Origin of the sequence: Streptomyces violascens, assembly GCF_014649955.1 — a bacterium.
In the GTDB taxonomy this organism is placed as follows: domain Bacteria; phylum Actinomycetota; class Actinomycetes; order Streptomycetales; family Streptomycetaceae; genus Streptomyces; species Streptomyces violascens.
Genome location: NZ_BMUA01000002.1, coordinates 646891 through 665274, shown reverse-complemented (window position 1 = coordinate 665274; position 18384 = coordinate 646891). Strand labels below are relative to the sequence as shown.

Here is an 18384-nt window from a genome sequence, read left to right as displayed (position 1 = left end):
GCGAGCACCGCGGCCTGCAGCACTACTCGAAGGAGAGATCGGCACATGAGCACCCGGTATCCGTTCACCGCCGTCGTCGGCATGGACGACCTGCGCCTCGCGCTGCTCCTGAACGCGGTGAGCCCGGCCGTGGGCGGCGTGCTCGTGCGGGGCGAGAAGGGCACCGCGAAGAGCACCGCCGTGCGTGCCCTTGCCGATCTGCTGCCCGAGGTGGCGGTCGTGGCGGGCTGCCGCTTCAGCTGCGACCCGGCCGCGCCCGACGCGCAGTGCCCGGACGGGCCGCACGAGAGCGGTCCCGGCACCGCCCGCGCGGCGCGCATGGTCGAGCTCCCGGTGGGCGCGTCCGAGGACCGTCTGGTGGGCGCCCTCGACATCGAGCGGGCGCTCGGCGAGGGCGTGAAGGCCTTCGAGCCGGGCCTGCTCGCGGACGCGCACCGCGGCATCCTGTACGTCGACGAGGTCAACCTCCTGCACGACCACCTCATCGACCTGCTGCTGGACGCCGCCGCCATGGGCTCCTCGTACGTCGAGCGCGAGGGCGTCTCCGTGCGGCACGCCGCGCGGTTCCTGCTCGTCGGCACCATGAACCCCGAAGAGGGCGAGCTGCGGCCGCAGTTGCTCGACCGGTTCGGCCTGACCGTCGAGGTCGCGGCATCGCGCGAGCCCGAGCAGCGGGTCGAGGTGGTGCGCCGCCGCCTGGCGTACGACGACGACCCGGCCGGATTCGCCGCGCGCTGGGCGGACGAGGAGGGCGAGCTGCGCCAACGCATCGTGGCGGCACGGGAGTTGCTGCCCTCGGTCGTGCTCGGCGACGCGGTGCTGCTCCAGATCGCCGCCACCTGCGCCGCGTTCGAGGTGGACGGAATGCGCGCCGACATCGTGATGGCGCGCACCGCCACCGCGCTCGCCGCGTGGGCGGGGCGCACCGAGGTGACGAGCGAGGACGTCCGCCAGGCCGCCCTGCTCGCCCTTCCGCACCGGCGCCGGCGCAACCCGTTCGACGCGCCGGGCCTCGACCAGGACAAGCTCGACGAGACGCTTGAGCAGTTCCAGGACGAGAACGAGAACGAGGGCGACGACGATCCGGACCCGGGCCCCGATGGCCCGGGCGGTGGCGGCGGAGGCGGCGGGGTGCCGCCGCAGGGCGACTCCCCCGAGAGCCCCGCACAATCCCCCGACTCGTCCGAATCCTCCGAGGCGTTGGAGCCGCCCGCCGCCCCCGCCCCCGCCCCCGGCGAGCGGGCCGCGGTGAAGGCCGCCGAGCCGTTCCGTACGAAGATGCTGAGCGTGCCCGGGCTCGGAGAGGGCGCGGCGGGCCGGCGCTCACGGGCCCGTACCGACCACGGCAGGACGACCGGTTCGCGTCGGCCCCAAGGGGCGCTCACCAAGCTGCACCTGGCGGCGACCGTACAGGCGGCGGCCCCGCACCAGCGGGCGCGCGGGCGGTCGGGGCGCGGCCTCGTGGTGCGCCGGGACGATCTGCGCCAGGCCACCCGCGAGGGCCGCGAGGGCAACCTCGTCCTGTTCGTGGTCGACGCGTCCGGGTCGATGGCGGCCCGGCAGCGGATGAGCGCGGTCAAGGGCGCGGTGCTGTCGCTGCTCCTCGACGCCTACCAGCGCCGCGACAAGGTCGGTCTGGTCACCTTCCGCGGCAAGGAGGCCGAGCTGGCGCTGCCGCCCACCTCGTCGGTGGACGCGGCCGCCGCCCGGCTCGAAACGCTGCCGACCGGCGGGCGCACGCCGCTCGCCGCGGGGCTGCTCAAGGCCCATGACGTGCTGCGCGTGGAGCGGCTGCGCGACCCCTCGCGGCGGCCGCTGCTCGTGGTCGTCACCGACGGCCGGGCCACGGGCGGCCCCGAGCCGGTGGCGCTCGGCGCCCGCGCGGCCCGGCTGCACGCCGCCGGGGGCACCGCGTCGGTGGTCGTGGACTGCGAGTCGGGGATGGTGCGGCTCGGGCTCGCCGGGGAGCTGGCGCGCGAACTCGGCGGCACCGCCGTCACCTTGGACGAGCTGCGCGCGGACTCGATCGCCGGTCTCGTCAAGGACGTACAGGGAACTTCGAGGAGGGCCGCTTAATGCCGCAGGGACAGGTCAGTGTCGTACCCGAGGACGGTCTGACGACCCGTCAGCGTCGCAACCGGCCGCTGGTCATGGTGCACACGGGTGTCGGCAAGGGGAAGTCGACGGCAGCGTTCGGGATGGCGCTGCGCGCCTGGAACCAGGGCTGGCCGGTCGGGGTGTTCCAGTTCGTGAAGTCGGCGAAGTGGAAGGTCGGCGAGGAGAACGCGCTGAAGGTGCTCGGGGCGTCCGGCGAGGGCGGCCCCGTCGACTGGCACAAGATGGGCGAGGGCTGGTCGTGGATCCAGCGCGAGACCGCCGAGGGCGAGCCGACCCACGAGGAGAAGGCCCGCGAGGGCTGGGAGCAGGTCAAGCGCGACCTGGCCGCCGAGACGTACAAGTTCTACGTCCTCGACGAGTTCGCCTACCTGCTGCACTGGGGCTGGGTCGACGTCGACGAGGTCGTCTCGGTGCTGCGCGACCGTCCCGGCACCCAGCACGTCGTCATCACCGGCCGCAACGCGCCGCAGGCACTGCTCGACTACGCGGATCTGGTGACGGACATGTCCAAGGTCAAGCACCCGATGGACGCGGGGCAGAAGGGCCAGCGGGGCATCGAGTGGTAGCACGTCTCGTCGTCGCGGCCCCGGCGTCGGGCAGCGGCAAGACCACCGTCGCGACGGGCCTGATGGCCGCGTTCACGCGCTCCGGGCTCGCCGTGTCCCCGCACAAGGTGGGGCCCGACTACATCGACCCCGGGTACCACTCGCTCGCGACCGGGCGGCCCGGCCGCAACCTCGACGCGTACATGTGCGGGCCCGAGCTAATGGCCCCGCTGTTCGCGCACGGGGCACGCGGCTGCGACCTCGCCGTGGTCGAGGGCGTGATGGGCCTGTACGACGGGGCGAGCGGGCTCGGTGAGCTCGCCTCCACCGCCCAGGTGTCCAAACTGCTGCGCGCCCCCGTGGTGCTCGTCGTGGACGCGTCCTCGCAGTCCCGGTCGGTGGCCGCGCTCGTCCACGGCTTCGCGTCGTGGGACCCCGAGGTGCGGCTCGGCGGGGTGATCCTCAACAAGGTCGGCTCGGACCGGCACGAGGCGCTGCTGCGCGAGGCGATGGAGGACGTGGGCGTGCCGGTCCTCGGCGCCCTGCGCCGCGCCCCCCAGGTCGACACCCCGTCCCGGCACCTGGGTCTGGTGCCGGTCGCCGAGCGTCGGGCCGATGCGGTGGACGCGGTGGCGGCCATGGGGGAGCAGGTGCGGGCGGGGTGCGATCTGGATGCACTGACCGCCCTCGCGCGGTCGGCTCCGCCGTTGGGTACGCAGGCGTGGGAGCCGGGCTCCGATTTCCCCCGCCCCGCCCCTTCCCGCAAGCCTCCGGCGGTGGAAGTGGCCTCGGACCGGTTCGCACGGGGCTCCGCCCCGAACCCCGCTCCCCAACCGCAGGAGGGGCTGAATATTGCGGCTGGGGCTGCGATCCACGGCCGGCGGAATCAAGGTCGGCGGCCCCTCGTCGCCGTAGCCGGCGGGCCCGCGTTCACCTTTTCCTACGCCGAGCACACCGAGCTGCTCGCCGCCGCCGGCGCGGACGTCGTCACCTTCGACCCGCTCAGGGACGAGCAACTCCCGCTCGGTACGAGCGGGTTGGTGATAGGCGGCGGGTTTCCCGAGGTGTACGCCGCCGAGCTGTCGGCCAACGAACCGCTCCGCAAGGCCGTCGCCGAACTCGCGCGGTCGGGGGCGCCCGTGGCCGCCGAGTGCGCGGGGCTGCTCTACCTCGCGCGGTCGCTGGACGGCCAGCCCATGTGCGGGGTGCTCGACGCCGACGCGCGGATGTCGGGGCGGCTCACACTCGGGTACCGGGAGGCCGTCGCGGTGCGGGACAACAGCCTGGCCGTCGCCGGGACGAGGCTGCGCGGCCACGAGTTCCACCGCACGGTGATCGAGCCGGGCGCGGGCGCCGACCCCGCATGGGGCATCGTGCACCCCGAGCGCCGCGTCGAGGGCTTCGTACAGCAGGGCGTGCACGCCAGCTATCTGCACACGCACTGGGCGGCCCGGCCGGAGGTCGCCCGCCGGTTCGCCGAGGGCTGCGCGAGATGACGTACTCAGCCGGCGATGCCCACCACCAGCCAGATGAACCCCACGCCCGCGACGGTGCACAGCAGCGTCGACAGGGCGGGGTGCTCGTGGTGGGCCTCGGGGAGGATCTCGGCGGCGGCCAGATACAGGAGCACGCCGCCGAAGAACCCCAGATAGCTGCCGAGCAGCTGCTCCGGAAGGGTGAACAGCAGGGTCGAGGCGGCCCCCGCCATCGGGGCGAGCGCGTCGGCGAACAGCATCGCCAGCGCCTTGCGCTTCTCGTTCCCGTACAGACTGGTGATCGTGTACGTGTTGAAGCCGTCGGCGAAGTCGTGGGTGATGACGGCGAGCGCCACGGCCACGCCCATGCCGGCGCCCACCTGGAAGGCCGCGCCGATGGCGACGCCGTCCATCAGGCTGTGCCCGACCATCGCGGAGGCGACGGTGACGCCGACCTGTGGGGCCCGGTGCTCGCCCGCCCCGTGGGCGGCCTGGCGCACGGCGAGGACCCGCTCGACGACGTGCGCGAAGAGGAAGCCGCCGACGAACAGGAGCAGCGCGCGGGGTACCCCGAAGAGGTCGTCGCCGGCCGCGTCCAGGGCTTCGGGCAGCAGGTCGAGCCCGACCACGCCGAGCATGAGTCCGCCCGCGAGCCCGAGCACCAGGTGGCGCCGGTCGGTGACCCGCTGGGCGGTCCAGCCGCCGACCAGGGTCATCAGGAACGCGCCGAGCGCGACGAATACCGCCATGCGCCCTTGCTAACCGACGGGGCCCGCACTCCGCATGTCCACGTCCGGCTCCGCCGCCGCTCCAGAGCGGCCTGAGAGGATCCCGCCATGGCCGACGACGCCCGCATCCCCCAGCGCGCCGGGGCGCCGCTCGTCGTGGGTGTCGGCGCCTCGAAGGGCGTGTCCGTCGACGAGGTGCTCGGCCTGATCGAGGCCGCCCTGTCGGACGCGGGCCTCGATCCGCTCGCGGTCACCGAACTGGCCACCGTGGACGGCAAGTCGACGGAGCCGGGCATCGTCGGCGCCGCCGCGGAACTCGGGGTTCCGATCGTCCCGTACGCCGCCGAGGAGCTCGCGGCCATCCCGGTGCCGCACGGTTCCAACGACGTACGTGCGGCCGTCGGGACCCCGTCCGTGGCGGAGGCCGCCGCCCTGGCCGGGGGCGGTGAACTGCTCGTCCCCAAGCGGAAGTCGAGCGCCGCGGGCCGTGCCGCCATGGCGACGTGTGCGATCGTACGTCGACCCCACCTCCGGCCGTTCGCCGGCCGACGCGACGGACCCCCCACCAGGAGCGAAGCCATGTCCCTGCCTGCCACCGAGGCCCAGCACGATCTGCGTCACCACGGTGACGCCGAGGTCCGCGACGACGGCGGCGAGCTGACCGATCTCGCCGTCAATGTCCGCACCGGTACTCCCCCGGCCTGGCTGCGGGAGCGCATCGCCGACTCCCTGACCGGGCTCGCCGCCTATCCGGACGGGCGCTCCGCGCGCGCGGCGGTGGCGGCACGGCACGGCCTCCCGGTGGAACGGGTGCTGCTCACGGCGGGCGCCGCGGAAGCGTTCGTGCTCCTTGCCCGCGCCCTGACGTTCCGTCACCCGGTGGTGGTGCACCCGCAGTTCACGGAGCCGGAGGCGGCGCTGCGCGACGCGGGGCACGAAGTGCGGCGGGTGCTGCTGCGGGCCGAGGACGGCTTCCGGCTCGACCCCGCTGCCGTCCCCGAGGAGGCGGACCTGGTGGTGGTCGGCAACCCGACCAACCCCACGTCGGTACTGCACCCGGCCCGCACACTGGCCGAACTCGCCCGGCCCGGGCGGACGTTGGTGGTGGACGAGGCGTTCCTGGACGCGGTGCCGGGCGAGCGCGAGGCCCTGGCGGGCCGCACCGACCTGCCCGGCCTGGTCGTACTGCGCAGCCTGACCAAGACGTGGGGCCTGGCGGGGCTGAGGATCGGCTACGTCCTGGCCGGCCCGGAGACGATTTCCGCTCTCCAGCGGGCCCAGCCGCTGTGGCCGGTGTCGACCCCGGCACTGGTCGCGGCGAGCGCCTGCATGGAACCCCGGGCGCTGGCGGAGGCCGAGGCGGCGGCGGTGCGGGGGGCCTCGGACCGGGCGCATCTGCTGGCCGGGCTGGCGGAGTTCGAGGAGGTGACGGTGGTGGAGCCGGCGGAGGGCCCCTTCGTACTCGTACGGATCGAGGGCGCGGCGGAGGTGAGAGAACGTCTGCGCACGCTCGGCTTCGCGGCCCGCCGAGGCGACACGTTCCCGGGCCTCGGCCCGGACTGGCTCCGCCTGGCGGTCCGTGACCGCGCCACAACGAACCGCTTCCTCCAGTCCCTGGACCAGGCCCTGACCCTGACGACCCGCTGAAACGGGGCCATCCCGGGGCTCCGCCCCAGCCCCCGGGAGCGCCTGGAGGGCGCTCGCCCTCAAACGCCGGACGGGCTGGGTGTGCCTCCCCCTGGACACCCTGCCAGGGACGACCCTGCCAGGGGCGCGGGGAACTGCGCGACCGGCCGTCCACGGTCCGCGGCCGAAGGAGTCTTGAGGGGCCGGGGAACCGCGCGAGCGACCACCCACGGCCCGCAGGCCGAAGGGGGGCCGGGGCGCAGCCCCGCGGGCGGGCGGCGCCCCGGCCCCCCGGGGTCAGCCTCGCGCCCGCGCCCGCATCCGGGTCAGCACCAGCGCCCCCGCACCCCCCACGAGCAGCACCCCCGCCCCACCCGCGAGATACGGCGTGGCGGAACTCCCCCCGGTCTCCGCCAGCTTCGTGTCCGACGCGACGCTCTGCGTCTTCACCGCCGTGGAGACGGGACCCGCGTCCGGGTCCGCCGCTGCCGGCGCAGCCTTCGCGGGCGTCTTCGGCGACTGGCAGGTCGCCTCCGCAAGGGTCACCTCGCCCTTGACCACGGCGACGTTCAGATGGAGCGGGTTGACCGTGACCTTCAGCCGAAGGGCGACGGCCGCCGCGGTCCGCGAGGTGGTCGTGGCCTTCGACAGGTCGAGCGTGACCTCGCCGACCCCCGGCACCTGCACCCGCGTCGTCCCGCCCGCCGACAGCGTGACCTTCCTGCCGAGCACGGTCACCGCACCCAGCACATTCGACTTCGCGACCGGAGTACGGCCCGCCTCGCAGACCGCGCCGGAGGTCACCTCCCCCACCTCGACGAGGGAGAGCAGCGGAAGCCCGGGCACGTGCAGCCGGGCGTTGACCAGCCGCGACGAGCCCTCCGCCTTCTTCGCGTCGACGCTCGCCCTGGCCGTGGCCACGTCCGCCTTCAGGACATCGACGGGCTGCCCGCCGCCGACCCCGTCGAGCTTCACGGTCAGCGCGGTCCTCTCGGCACCGGCCGGCGCCTGCACCTCGTTGAGCGTGGCCTTCAGCGGCACGTCGACGGCCTTGTTGAGCAGGGAGACGTCGAGCCCGGTGCGCAGCACGACGGCGCTCGCCCGGCCGCCGCCGTCGCCCTCGACGCCGGTGGCCCGCGCGGGCGCGGCGAGCAGCAGCGGCCCGGCGGCAAGCGCCACGCAGGCCGCGATCGCGGCGGAGCGGCGGCCGACCGGACGAGGTGCGGCCGGACCGTTCGCGGGCAGGCAGAAGGGCAGGCCGAAGTTGTTGCTGTTCAAAACGGTGGTACCCCCACAGGAGACATGGCAGTCCGGGCGCCCGCCACGGGGACTCGTGGGACTCCTGCGAATCGAGGGGCGCGCCGGCGACTTGGGACACCGAATCTTTACGCACTGAGAGTGAACTGGCGGTCACCTGGCGCGAGTTAACCCCAAAGGGTGGTTTCCGTTCCCATATTCGATTCTTCCGGCACAACCTCCCCCTCCCGTCACCCCCGACACCAACTCCCACCCCGTACGCCGCCCCACCACACCGGCGTACACATGAAGGCGTTCAACGATCCGGCCGCGCCCCGCGTAACGTCCGGTCAACCGAGCAACGTATTGGACAGCTCGATTCAAAACGGTGCTACGGTACGACCATGGCCCGACCGAGACAGTTCGACGAGGAGCGGGCCCTGGACGCGGCCATGCGCGCGTTCTGGGCGAACGGCTACGAGGCCACCTCGACCCAGGACCTGTGCGAGGCCACCGGACTGGGCCGCAGCAGCATCTACAACACGTTCATCAGCAAGCACGACCTCTTCGAGCGGGCACTCGGCCGCTATGTCGACATGATGACGGCGACCCAGCTCGAACTCCTCCAGGACGAGCGGCTCGGCCCACTGGAGCGCATCAGGGCCCTGTTCGCCCTGGTTGTCGACGGCGAGATGAAGGAGCGCCGAGACGGGCGCAGCATCGGCTGCCTCGCGGTCAACGCCACGGTCGAGCTCGCCCGGCGCGACACCAGGGCCGCCGCCCTCCTGGAGCGCGACCTGGCCCGCCGCCTCGACGCGCTGCGCACGGTCATCGCCACCGGCCGGAGCGCCGGCGAGATCACCTCCCGGCGCGATCCGCTCACCCTCGCCCGTTACCTCAACTCCGTGATCGCCGGACTGCGGGTGGCCGGCCAGGGCGGCGCCGGCCGCGCCGACCTGGAGGGCATCATCGACACCGCCATGGACACCCTGATCAGCTGATTCTTCGTCAACTCCCACTCGATCCGGCCGGGTTGACGCGTGCTTCATGGCTCAGTTTTGTACCGACCAATCCATAACCAGTAGTCCGAACAAATCCCGAACAGGAGCACCCCTGTCATGCCTCGCGCCGTTTACGTACTGGCCCTGGGGATATTCGCCATGGTCACCAGCGAGTTCGTCGTCGCCGGACTGATGCCGCAGATGGCTGCGGGCCTCGAAGTCACGGTCCCTCGGATCGGCTATCTCGTCACCGCGTTCGCGCTGGCCATGGCGTTCGGCGGCCCCTTCCTGACCGTGGCCGTGATGCGGCTGCCGCAGAAACGGGCGCTGATGGTCCTGTTCGGTGTCTTCCTGGCCGGCAATGTGCTGGCCGCGACCGCCACCACGTACGCGGTCATGCTGCTCGCGCGGGTCGTCACCGGCACCGCCTCGCAGGCGTTCTTCGGTGTCTCGCTGTCGATCTGTGCCCAGCTGACCCGCCCCGAGGAACGCGGCCGGGCCACGTCCGTCGCGCTCAACGGGCTGATGCTCGGCACCCTCCTCGGGCTGCCGCTGTCCACCCTGATAGGTGAACACCTGGGCTGGCGGGCCGCGTTCTGGGCCATCACCATGCTGACCGTGGCCGCCGCGCTGTGCACCCTGGCCGGGGTGCCCCGGCTCGGCCGGGCCGAGGACGGCGGGGGCTTCCGGCAGGAGGTGGCCGTCTTCCGGCGGCGCAGGCTGTGGCTGGCGCTCGTCACCAGCACGTTCATCATCGGCGCGACGTTCTCCGCGTTCAGCTACTTCAGCCCGATCCTGACCGAGGTCACCGGCTTCGCCGACGGGACCGTCCCCGTGCTGCTCATCGCGTACGGGGCCGCGACCGTGATCGGCAACCACGTGGTGGGCCGGCTCGCCGACCGGTACGCGCTGAACGTACTCGCGGCCGGGCTCGCGCTGAACCTGCTCTTCCTCACCGGGTTCGCGCTGCTCGCCCGACTCGCCCTGCCCGCCGTGGTGTTCATCCTGGGCATCGGCCTGGTCGGGGTCACCATGAACCCGGCGATGGTCATGCGGGTGCAGCGCATCGCCAACGCCCGGCCGCTGGTGAACTCGGTGCACTCCTCGTTCATCACGCTCGGCGTCGGCATCGGCTCCTCGCTCGGCGGGGTCGGCGTCAACCACTTCGGACTGCGGGCACCGCTGTGGCTCGGCGCCGGGCTCGCCACACTCGGCATCCTCAGCCTGCTGCCCGAGCTGGCCGCCCGGCGGCGCACCCGCGAACTCCCGGCAGCGGGCGCCGAGTTGATCCCCGTCAGCCCACAACGCGCCCGTTGAGCACGATGCGGCTCGGCGCAGCAAGCGCCCGGACGTCCGCGCGCGGGTCCTGGTCGTAGACCACCAGGTCCGCCGGGGCGCCCTCCTCGAGGACGGGGCGGCCGAGCCAGGTCCTGGCCCCCCAGGCCGTCGCGGAGAGCGCGTCGATCGGCGGGATGCCCGCCTTCACCAGCTCGGCGACCTCGGCGGCGACCAGGCCGTGGGCGAGCGAGCCGCCCGCGTCCGTGCCGACGAAAACGGGGATCCCGGCGTCGTAGGCGGAGCGCACCGTGTCGTAGCGACGCTCGTACAGCCGGCGCATGTGGGCGGCCCAGTCGGGGAACTTGGCCTCGCCGCCGTCGGCCATGTGCGGGAACGTGGCGATGTTGACCAGCGTCGGCACGATCGCCACGCCCCGCTCGGCGAACAGCGGGATGGTGTCCTCGGTCAGGCCGGTGGCGTGCTCGATGCAGTCGATGCCCGCCTCGACCAGGTCCCGGAGCGATTCCTCGGCGAAGCAGTGCGCGGTGACCCGGGCGCCGAGCCGGTGGGCCTCCGCGATCGCGGCCTCGACCTCGCCGCGCGGCCAGCACGCGGTCAGGTCCCCCTCGTCGCGGTCGATCCAGTCGCCGACCAGCTTGACCCAGCCGTCTCCGCGCCGCGCCTCCTGGGCGACGTAGGCGACGAGGTCGCCGGGCTCGATCTCGTGGCCGTAGTTGCGGATGTAGCGGCGGGTACGGGCGATGTGCCGGCCCGCCCTGATGATCTTCGGCAGGTCCTCGCGGTCGTCGACCCAGCGGGTGTCGGAGGGCGAGCCCGCGTCGCGGATCAGCAGCGTTCCGGCGTCGCGGTCGGTGAGGGCCTGCTTCTCGCTCACCTCGTCCGGTACGGGGCCGTGCTTGTCGAGCCCCACGTGGCAGTGCGCGTCGACCAGGCCCGGCAGCGCCCAGCCGGTCACGGTGAGGGTCTCGCCCGGTGGCCGCTCGTAGGTGATCCGCCCGTCGACCGCCCACAGCTCGTCCCGTACGTCCTCGGGTCCCGCGAGGACGCGCCCCTTCACATGCAGCACCGTGCGATCGCTCATGGTCAGCACTGTACGAGGCGCTGGGTAGTCTCCCTCCAGAGGCTCGAACACCCCGACTTGACCGAAGAAGGCACCGCCGTGACACACCCGCTCCTGGACCTGGCCCCGCTCACCGCCGACCACTTCGCGGCGATCGAGCGCCGCGTGGCCGCCCTGCTCGACACCGGGCAGGACGTGGTGATCATGCAGGGCGAGGCGCTGCTCCCCCTGGAGGGCTGCATCCGCGGTGCCGCACACCCCGGCTCCACCGCGCTGAACGTGGTGACCGGTCCGTACGGGCAGACCTTCGGCAACTGGCTGCGCGACTGCGGGGCCGAGGTGATCGATCTGGAGGTGCCGTTCCACGCGGCGGTCACCGCGGAGCAGATCGATCGATCGCTCACCGAACACCCGGAGATCGATTTCGTTTCGCTCGTTCACGCGGAGGCGGCAACCGGCAACACGAACCCGGTCGCGGAGATCGGCGAGGTCGTGCGCCGGCACGGCGCCCTGTTCATGCTGGACGCGGTGGCCTCGGTGGCCGCCGAGCCGCTGCTTCCCGACGCCTGGGGCGTCGACCTGTGCGTGATCGGCGCGCAGAAGGCGATGGGCGGCCCGGCCGGCGTCTCGGCGGTCTCGGTCAGTGCCCGCGCCTGGGAGCGCATCGCCGCCAACCCGAACGCTCCGCGCCGCTCCTACCTCTCCCTCCTGGACTGGAAGCAGCGCTGGATCGACGGCGGCCGCAAGGCCCTGCTGCACGCGCCCGCACAGCTGGAGATGCTCGCTCTTGAGGCGTGCGTGGAGCGCATCGAGTCCGAGGGCCTGGACGCGGTGACGGCCCGGCACGCCTCGGCCGCCGCCGCGACCCGGGCGGGCGCCGTCGCGCTCGGCGGCGGGCTCGCCCCGTACGTCCACGAGGCCGCGGACGCCGCCCCGGTGGCCACAACTCTGCGCGCGCCGGAGGGAGTCGACGCCTCGGAGCTGGTCGCCAAGGCGCTGGCCTCCGACCCCTCGCTGCCGCTGATCGCCGGCGGCGGGGCGCTGGCCTCGACGATGATCCGGGTCAACCACTACGGCGTGGACGCCACGCGCGGCGTCGTCCAGTCCTCGCTCGCGGCGCTGGGTGCGGCGCTCGGCGAGTACGGGATCGCGGTGGACCTGGAAGCTGCCCGCAAGGCCGTTTCCGAAACCTGGTGACAAACCTGGGGGCACTTCTTCCGCGTTCCTCCGGGACGTAAAGCACAACTGAATTCCGCAAAACGTTCCACATAACGGGAAGCTGCATATCCACCGCAGCTTCCCGTTTTCTTCTGCCCCGACTTCCCGACCTCAAACGCAAAGGTTTCAACAAGGTTCCGGGCCTGTCACAGGGGTGTGATCGACTCCACAACACTTCCGTTTTGTCCGGTAATTACCGGACAAAACGGTTCGCGCACATGCTCGCGTGATAACACGAACCGGCTTCTGGCACACCCCCTCACGGGAATGCAATTTCAATTTCCGGTCGGTAAATTCCCTCGGCATGACCGCCGCGCAAACAGCAGTCCGTATCGAAAGCCCACGAGTGGAGGACGGAGCCGCGATCTGGCGCATAGCCCGTGACTCCGAGGTGCTCGACCTCAACTCCTCGTACAGCTATCTGCTCTGGTGCCGCGACTTCGCCGGGACCTCCGCCGTCGCCCGGGACGAGGCCGGCGAGCCGATCGCGTTCATCACCGGCTACGTACGGCCCGAGCGCCCCAGCACCCTGGTCGTCTGGCAGGTCGCCGTCGACCGTGCCCACCGGGGCCATGGGCTCGCGGGACTGCTGCTCGAAGCGCTGACCGCGAAGGTGTGTGCCTCGCACGGGATCACCGGCGTCGAGACGACGGTGTCGCCGGACAACATCCCCTCCGACCGGCTCTTCACCTCGTACGCCAGGCGTCGCGGCGCCGCCCTCGACCGTGAACTCCTCTTCGATGCGGGCCTGTTCCCCGACGACGGGCACCAGCCCGAAGTCCTCTACCGCATCGGCCCCCTCCACCCCCAGGGAGAATCGCTGTGACCATCACCCCGCCCGCCCTCAGTGTCTTCGAGTCGCTCGAGTCGGAGGTGCGCAGCTACTGCCGCGGCTGGCCCGCCGTGTTCGACCGTGCGCAGGGTGCCCGCCTCACCGACGAGGACGGCCACAGCTATCTGGACTTCTTCGCCGGGGCCGGATCACTCAACTACGGCCACAACAACCCCGTACTGAAACGGGCGTTGATCGACTACATCGAGCGGGACGGCATCACGCACGGCCTGGACATGGCGACGACCGCGAAACGGGCGTTCCTGGAGACGTTCCAGAACGTGATCCTGCGCCCGCGCGACCTGCCGTACAAGGTCATGTTCCCCGGCCCGACCGGCACCAACGCGGTCGAGGCCGCGCTGAAGCTGGCCCGTAAGGTGAAGGGCCGCGAGTCGATCGTCTCCTTCACCAACGCCTTCCACGGCATGTCGCTCGGCTCGCTCGCGGTGACCGGCAACGCCTTCAAGCGGGCCGGGGCCGGCATCCCGCTGGTGCACGGCACGCCGATGCCGTTCGACAACTACCTCGACGGCAGGGTGCCCGACTTCCTGTGGTTCGAGCGGCTCCTGGAGGACCAGGGCTCCGGCCTCAACAAGCCGGCCGCCGTGATCGTGGAGACCGTGCAGGGCGAGGGCGGCATCAACGTGGCCCGCGCCGAGTGGCTGCGCGCGCTCGCCGACCTGTGCCGGCGCCGCGACATGCTGCTCATCGTCGACGACATCCAGATGGGCTGCGGCCGCACCGGCGCGTTCTTCTCCTTCGAGGAGGCGGGCATCGTGCCGGACATCGTCACCGTCTCCAAGTCGATCAGCGGCTACGGACTCCCCCTGTCGCTCTGCCTGTTCAAGGGCGAGCTCGATGTGTGGGAGCCCGGCGAGCACAACGGCACCTTCCGCGGCAACAACCCGGCGTTCGTCACCGCGACCGCGGCGCTGGAGGCGTACTGGGCCGACGGCCAGATGGAGAAGCACACCCTGGCCCGCGGCGAGCAGGTCGAGCAGGCGCTGCTCGCGCTGTGCACCGAGCACGGCCGCCTCGGCGCGAGCTACCGGGGCCGTGGCCTGGTCTGGGGCCTGGAGTTCGCCGACCCGGCCCGCGCCTCCGAGGTCTGCGCCCGCGCCTTCGAGCTGGGGCTGCTCCTGGAGACCTCGGGACCGCAGAGCGAGGTGGTCAAGCTGCTTCCGCCGCTGACCATCACGCCCGAGGAGCTCGACGAGGGCCTGCGGACGCTGGCCCGCGCGGTCGCCGCGACCGTCTGATCCGCCCCCGCACCCCACCGACGTACCCAGTCCGTGCGCACAGCCTGCGTACACAGCAAACACAGAAAGGCACCGACTCACCGTGCTAGTCCGCTCGTTCAAGGACATCGAGAACACCGACCGCCACGTGAAGGCCGCCTCCGGCACCTGGGAGAGCAAGCGGATCGTGCTCGCGAAGGAGAAGGTCGGCTTCTCCCTGCACGAGACGGTCCTGTACGCGGGCACCGAGACCTCCATGTGGTACGCCAACCACATCGAGGCCGTGCTGTGCACCGAGGGCGAGGCCGAGCTCACCAATGAGGAGACCGGCGAGACCCACTGGATCGCGCCGGGCACGATGTATCTCCTCGACGGCCACGAGCGCCACACCCTGCGCCCCAAGACCGACTTCCGCTGCGTCTGCGTCTTCAACCCGCCCGTCACCGGACGGGAGGACCACGACGAGAACGGCGTCTACCCCCTGCTGACCGAACCCGAGGAGGGCTGACCATGACCGCCCAGGATCTCTACCCCACCCGTGGCACCGCCGAGGTGATCACGCCCCGCCAGGACCCGGTCGTCTGGGGCCCGTCCGCCGGGCTCGAATCGTTCGAGCAGGACGGCTTCCTCGCGATCGAAGATCTGCTCACGGACGACGAAGTATCGCTCTATCGCTCGGAACTTGAGCGATTGATCGCCGATCCTTCCGTACGTGCCGATGAGCGGTCGATCATCGAACCGCAGTCTCAGTCCGTGCGTTCGGTCTTCGAGGTGCACCGGATCAGCGAGCTCTTCGGGCGGCTCGTGCGCGACGAGCGGGTGGTGGGCACGGCCCGCCGGATCCTCGGCTCGGACGTGTACGTCCACCAGTCGCGGATCAACGTGAAGCCGGGCTTCGGCGCCTCGGGCTTCTACTGGCACTCGGACTTCGAGACCTGGCACGCCGAGGACGGGCTGCCGCGCATGCGGGCGGTCTCGGTCTCGATCGCGCTGACCGAGAACCACGACACCAACGGCGGCCTGATGATCATGCCCGGCTCGCACCGGGACTTCCTCGGCTGCGAGGGCGCCACCCCGAAGGACAACTACAAGAAGTCCCTCCAGATGCAGGACGCGGGGACGCCGTCCGACGAGGCGCTCACCAAGATGGCCGACCGGCACGGCATCCGCCTGTTCACCGGCCGGGCGGGCTCGGCGACCTGGTTCGACTGCAACGCGATGCACGGCTCCGGGGACAACATCACCCCGTACCCGCGCAGCAATGTCTTCATCGTCTTCAACAGCGTGGAGAACGCGGCGCAGGAACCCTTCGCGGCCCCGATCCGCCGACCGGAATTCATTGGGGCGAGGGACTTCACGCCGGTGAAGTGAAGCCGTCCCCGGCCGGGGGTCCGGGGGTTGCCCCCGGGAGATACAGCTCGGGGCGAGGGACTTCGGGCCGGTACGGTGACCGTCGGCTGCTGGGGGCCGTGTCCACAGAGATCGTTGGTACGGTCCCCCCATGTCCTTGGTCGATGAAACTTCGCGAACTCCCGTCACCGCCGCCGACGTCGAGCACGCCGTGCGCCTTTCGGTGACCGCGCTGCGGGCCGGGCTCGCCGCGGACTGGGGCGTGCAAGCCGGAACGCTGGAGTGGGACTGCTGGGAGACCGTCGAGCACCTCTCTGACGATCTCTTCGCCTACGCGGTGCAGCTCGGTCCCGCCCAGCCGCCCCTTGACGGCGAGGTGCCGTACCTGTGGGAGGCGAAACGTCCCGGCGGCCCCCGCAACGCGGTGCACGCGGACCGCGCCGCGGGGCCGGCCGGGCTCCTTCAGACCCTGGAGGCGAGCGGCGCCCTGCTCACCGCGATGGTCCGCACCACCTCGCCGGAGGTACGGGCCTACCACGGCCACGGCGTCTCGGACCCGGAGGGGTTCGGGGCGATGGGCATCGTGGAGACCCTGCTGCACACGCATGACGTGGCCGAGGGGCTCGGTCTTGCCTGGGCCCCGCCGGCCGGTCTGTGCGACCGGGTGCTCGCCCGCCTTTTCCGGGATGTTCCGGACGACCCGGACCGCTGGCAGGTGCTGCTCTGGGTCAGCGGCCGGGCGGATCTGCCGGGGCGGTCCCGCCCGGAGAAGTGGCGCTGGTACGGCGAGCCGATCGGCTGACACCCGCCGCTCGCAGGGCGAGCCGTTCAGCCCCGGTGCAGCCACACTCTGAGCGGTCCGGTCGCCGTGAAGCCCGCGCGCAGCGCCGCGGCCAGGTCGTCGCCGCTCTCGTAGCCGACGACGGAGAGCCCCGGCCAGGCGCGGGCGACGGTGTCGAGACAGCCGGACCAGGCGGCGTCCTGATCACCGTCGACCGCGTACAGGTTGGAAATGCCCACCACCTGTCCGCTCCTGCTGGCGACGGCTCCCGCCACCACCTTGCCTCCCTCGTCACGCTCCGCGAGGAAGGTGTGGGCGGATTCGGCGAGCAGTGCCGGCGGGAAGAGCGCTTCGCTGTCCCCGTCGGACCAGGCCCGCTCCCACTCGGTCAACTCGCCCTCGGTGCTTACGAGTTGCCATCCTCCGCCGGTGGCTCGCGGGGCCGGGCGATGGATCCACTGCGCGTCGAAGAGCACCTCGAAGCCGTCGCCGGTCAGGTCGAGCGAGGCGAAGCCGTCCTTCACCGAGGCGCCCGGTGCCGCGAGATCGATACGGCCGACGATGTCGCGGGGCGAGGCCTCGGGGGCGAGCGTCACCGCGTCCGGATAGTAGAGCGGCGTTCTGCGCGGGCTGGTCCAGGCGTACGGTCCCGACTCCCCCGCGATGCCGTGCGCGCGGCAGAGCGCGGCGCACCACTCGGCGTTGTTGCGGACGGCTTCGCGCACCCGCCCGGTGTTGCTCGTGTCCATGGTCACGGCCCGATACTGCATCGCACGCCCGGGCCGTGACCAGCGGATTTCACGCGTCGAGCGCCGGGTAGTCGGTGTAGCCGCGGTCGTCGCCGCCGAAGAACGTGGAGGGGTCGGGGGTGTTGTAGGGTCCGCCCGCCCTGAGCCGGGCCGGCAGGTCCGGGTTGGCGAGGAAGAGGGCGCCGTAGGAGATGAGGTCGGCGGTGCCGTCCTCGACGAGGGCGAGCGCGTCGGGCCCGGTCGGCCCTTCGGTTGCCGCGTTCAGGATGAACGTGCCCGAGAACGACTTGCGCAGCTGAAGGGTGAACTCCCGCTGCTCCGGGCTGCCTTCGAGGACGTGCAGATAGGCGAGGCCCAGCGGTTCGAGGGCGGCGACGAGCGCGGTGTAGGTCGGCTGCGGGTCGGGCTCGGCGATGTCGTTGTACGGGTTGCCGGGCGAGAGGCGGATGGCGGTGCGCTCGGGGCCGACCTCGGCGACGACGGCCTTGGTGACCTCGACGGCGAAGCGGATGCGGCCTTCGACCGATCCTCCCCAGCCGTCGGTGCGCACATTGGAGTTGGGCGCGAGGAACTGGTGGATGAGGTAGCCGTTGGCGCCGTGCAGCTCGACCCCGTCGAAGCCCGCCTCGACGGCGTTGCGGGCGGCGGAGACGAACTCGCCGACGGTGACCCGGATCTGGTCCTCGCTCAGCGCCTGCGGGGTGACGAACGGCTTCGGGCCCTCGTGGGTGTAGACCTGCCCGGCGGCGGCCACGGCGGACGGTGCCACGTTGATCAGCCCGTCGGGCAGCAGATCGGGGTGGCCGATCCGGCCCGCGTGCATCAGCTGGGCGAAGATCCGGCCGCCCTTGGCGTGCACGGCGTCGGTGACCTTGCGCCAGGCGGCGATCTGCTCGGCGCTGTGCAGCCCGGGGGTGTCGGGGTAGCCCTGGCCGACCACGGAGGGCTGGATGCCCTCGGTGATGACGAGTCCGGCGGAGGCGCGCTGGGCGTAGTACTCGGCCGTCGAGGAGGTGGGCGAGTTGCCCGGGCCGTGGGCGCGGCTGCGGGTCATGGGCGCCAGGGCGATGCGGTTGGCGAGCCGGGTGCCGGCCAGGTCGATCGGGTCGAAAGCGGTGGTCACAACGG

The 18384-nt window shown here is 72.1% G+C and carries 17 protein-coding genes; 12 read left to right on the top strand and 5 right to left on the bottom strand.

What is annotated here, in order from left to right; genetic code table 11:
• The first annotated feature begins 45 nt into the window (after positions 1-45).
• From IE206_RS08095 to IE206_RS08085, 3 genes are read left to right on the top strand one after another with little or no spacing between them, the layout of a single operon-like run.
• Complete coding sequence (locus IE206_RS08095) at positions 46-2076, top strand: putative cobaltochelatase (RefSeq protein WP_189961313.1); 2031 nt, start codon at positions 46-48, stop codon at positions 2074-2076.
• Positions 2076-2684, top strand: coding sequence for a cob(I)yrinic acid a,c-diamide adenosyltransferase (gene cobO / locus IE206_RS08090; RefSeq protein WP_189961312.1), 609 nt, complete (start codon positions 2076-2078; stop codon positions 2682-2684). The genes IE206_RS08095 and cobO overlap by 1 nt, the downstream gene beginning before the upstream one ends.
• Complete coding sequence (locus IE206_RS08085; RefSeq protein ID WP_189961311.1) at positions 2678-4159, top strand: cobyrinic acid a,c-diamide synthase CobB; 1482 nt, start codon at positions 2678-2680, stop codon at positions 4157-4159. The genes cobO and IE206_RS08085 overlap by 7 nt, the downstream gene beginning before the upstream one ends.
• A gap of 5 nt (positions 4160-4164) precedes the next feature.
• On the opposite strand, the gene IE206_RS08080 is transcribed toward IE206_RS08085, so the two are convergent.
• A complete protein-coding gene (locus IE206_RS08080; protein ID WP_189961310.1) occupies positions 4165-4887 on the bottom strand; it encodes a ZIP family metal transporter in 723 nt (240 codons plus the stop codon).
• A gap of 87 nt (positions 4888-4974) precedes the next feature.
• Here IE206_RS08080 and cobC point away from each other — a divergent pair, with 87 nt between their 5' ends.
• Positions 4975-6513: an Rv2231c family histidinol phosphate aminotransferase CobC gene (gene cobC, locus IE206_RS08075; RefSeq protein WP_189961309.1), complete on the top strand. Its 1539-nt coding sequence runs from the start codon at positions 4975-4977 to the stop codon at positions 6511-6513.
• A 276-nt stretch (positions 6514-6789) separates the two neighbouring features.
• On the opposite strand, the gene IE206_RS08070 is transcribed toward cobC, so the two are convergent.
• Entirely contained in the window at positions 6790-7770 is a 981-nt protein-coding gene (locus tag IE206_RS08070; protein ID WP_373300886.1) for an SCO1860 family LAETG-anchored protein, read from the bottom strand.
• A 362-nt stretch (positions 7771-8132) separates the two neighbouring features.
• Here IE206_RS08070 and IE206_RS08065 point away from each other — a divergent pair, with 362 nt between their 5' ends.
• Positions 8133-8729, top strand: coding sequence for a TetR/AcrR family transcriptional regulator (locus IE206_RS08065; RefSeq protein ID WP_189961308.1), 597 nt, complete (start codon positions 8133-8135; stop codon positions 8727-8729).
• Positions 8730-8846: 117 nt separating this feature from the next.
• Entirely contained in the window at positions 8847-10046 is a 1200-nt protein-coding gene (locus IE206_RS08060; RefSeq protein WP_189961307.1) for an MFS transporter, read from the top strand.
• Here IE206_RS08060 and IE206_RS08055 read toward each other — a convergent pair.
• Positions 10024-11109, bottom strand: coding sequence for an amidohydrolase family protein (locus tag IE206_RS08055; protein WP_189961306.1), 1086 nt, complete (start codon positions 11107-11109; stop codon positions 10024-10026). The two genes, IE206_RS08060 and IE206_RS08055, sit on opposite strands and share 23 nt — an antisense overlap.
• Before the next feature lie 78 nt (positions 11110-11187).
• On the opposite strand from IE206_RS08055, the gene IE206_RS08050 reads away from it, so the two are divergent.
• From IE206_RS08050 to IE206_RS08025, 6 genes are all read left to right on the top strand, one after another.
• The gene (locus IE206_RS08050; protein ID WP_189961305.1) at positions 11188-12285 is read left to right on the top strand and encodes a pyridoxal-phosphate-dependent aminotransferase family protein; all 1098 of its coding nucleotides are present in this window, start codon (positions 11188-11190) and stop codon (positions 12283-12285) included.
• Between the two features lie 325 nt (positions 12286-12610).
• Positions 12611-13132 (top strand): diaminobutyrate acetyltransferase, encoded by a 522-nt coding sequence (ectA, locus tag IE206_RS08045; RefSeq protein WP_189961304.1) that lies wholly within the window; start codon positions 12611-12613, stop codon positions 13130-13132.
• On the top strand, positions 13129-14397 hold the full coding sequence (gene ectB / locus IE206_RS08040) for a diaminobutyrate--2-oxoglutarate transaminase (protein WP_189961303.1): 1269 nt from the start codon (positions 13129-13131) through the stop codon (positions 14395-14397). The genes ectA and ectB overlap by 4 nt, the downstream gene beginning before the upstream one ends.
• 82 nt (positions 14398-14479) lie before the next feature.
• Positions 14480-14884 carry an ectoine synthase gene (locus IE206_RS08035; RefSeq protein WP_189961302.1) on the top strand — a complete coding sequence of 135 codons (405 nt, stop codon included), beginning with the start codon at positions 14480-14482 and terminating at the stop codon, positions 14882-14884.
• Positions 14885-14886: 2 nt separating this feature from the next.
• Positions 14887-15747, top strand: coding sequence for an ectoine hydroxylase (thpD, locus tag IE206_RS08030; RefSeq protein ID WP_189961301.1), 861 nt, complete (start codon positions 14887-14889; stop codon positions 15745-15747).
• A gap of 130 nt (positions 15748-15877) precedes the next feature.
• A complete protein-coding gene (locus tag IE206_RS08025) occupies positions 15878-16528 on the top strand; it encodes a hypothetical protein (protein ID WP_189961300.1) in 651 nt (216 codons plus the stop codon).
• 26 nt (positions 16529-16554) lie between these two features.
• Here the strand turns inward: IE206_RS08025 and IE206_RS08020 are convergent, their stop codons facing one another.
• Together IE206_RS08020 and IE206_RS08015 are read right to left on the bottom strand one after the other, a co-directional pair.
• Positions 16555-17256, bottom strand: a complete 702-nt coding sequence (locus tag IE206_RS08020) for a hypothetical protein (protein WP_189961427.1) — start codon at positions 17254-17256, stop codon at positions 16555-16557.
• A 49-nt stretch (positions 17257-17305) separates the two neighbouring features.
• Positions 17306-18379, bottom strand: coding sequence for an alkene reductase (locus IE206_RS08015; protein WP_189961426.1), 1074 nt, complete (start codon positions 18377-18379; stop codon positions 17306-17308).
• Between the last annotated feature and the right edge of the window lie 5 nt (positions 18380-18384).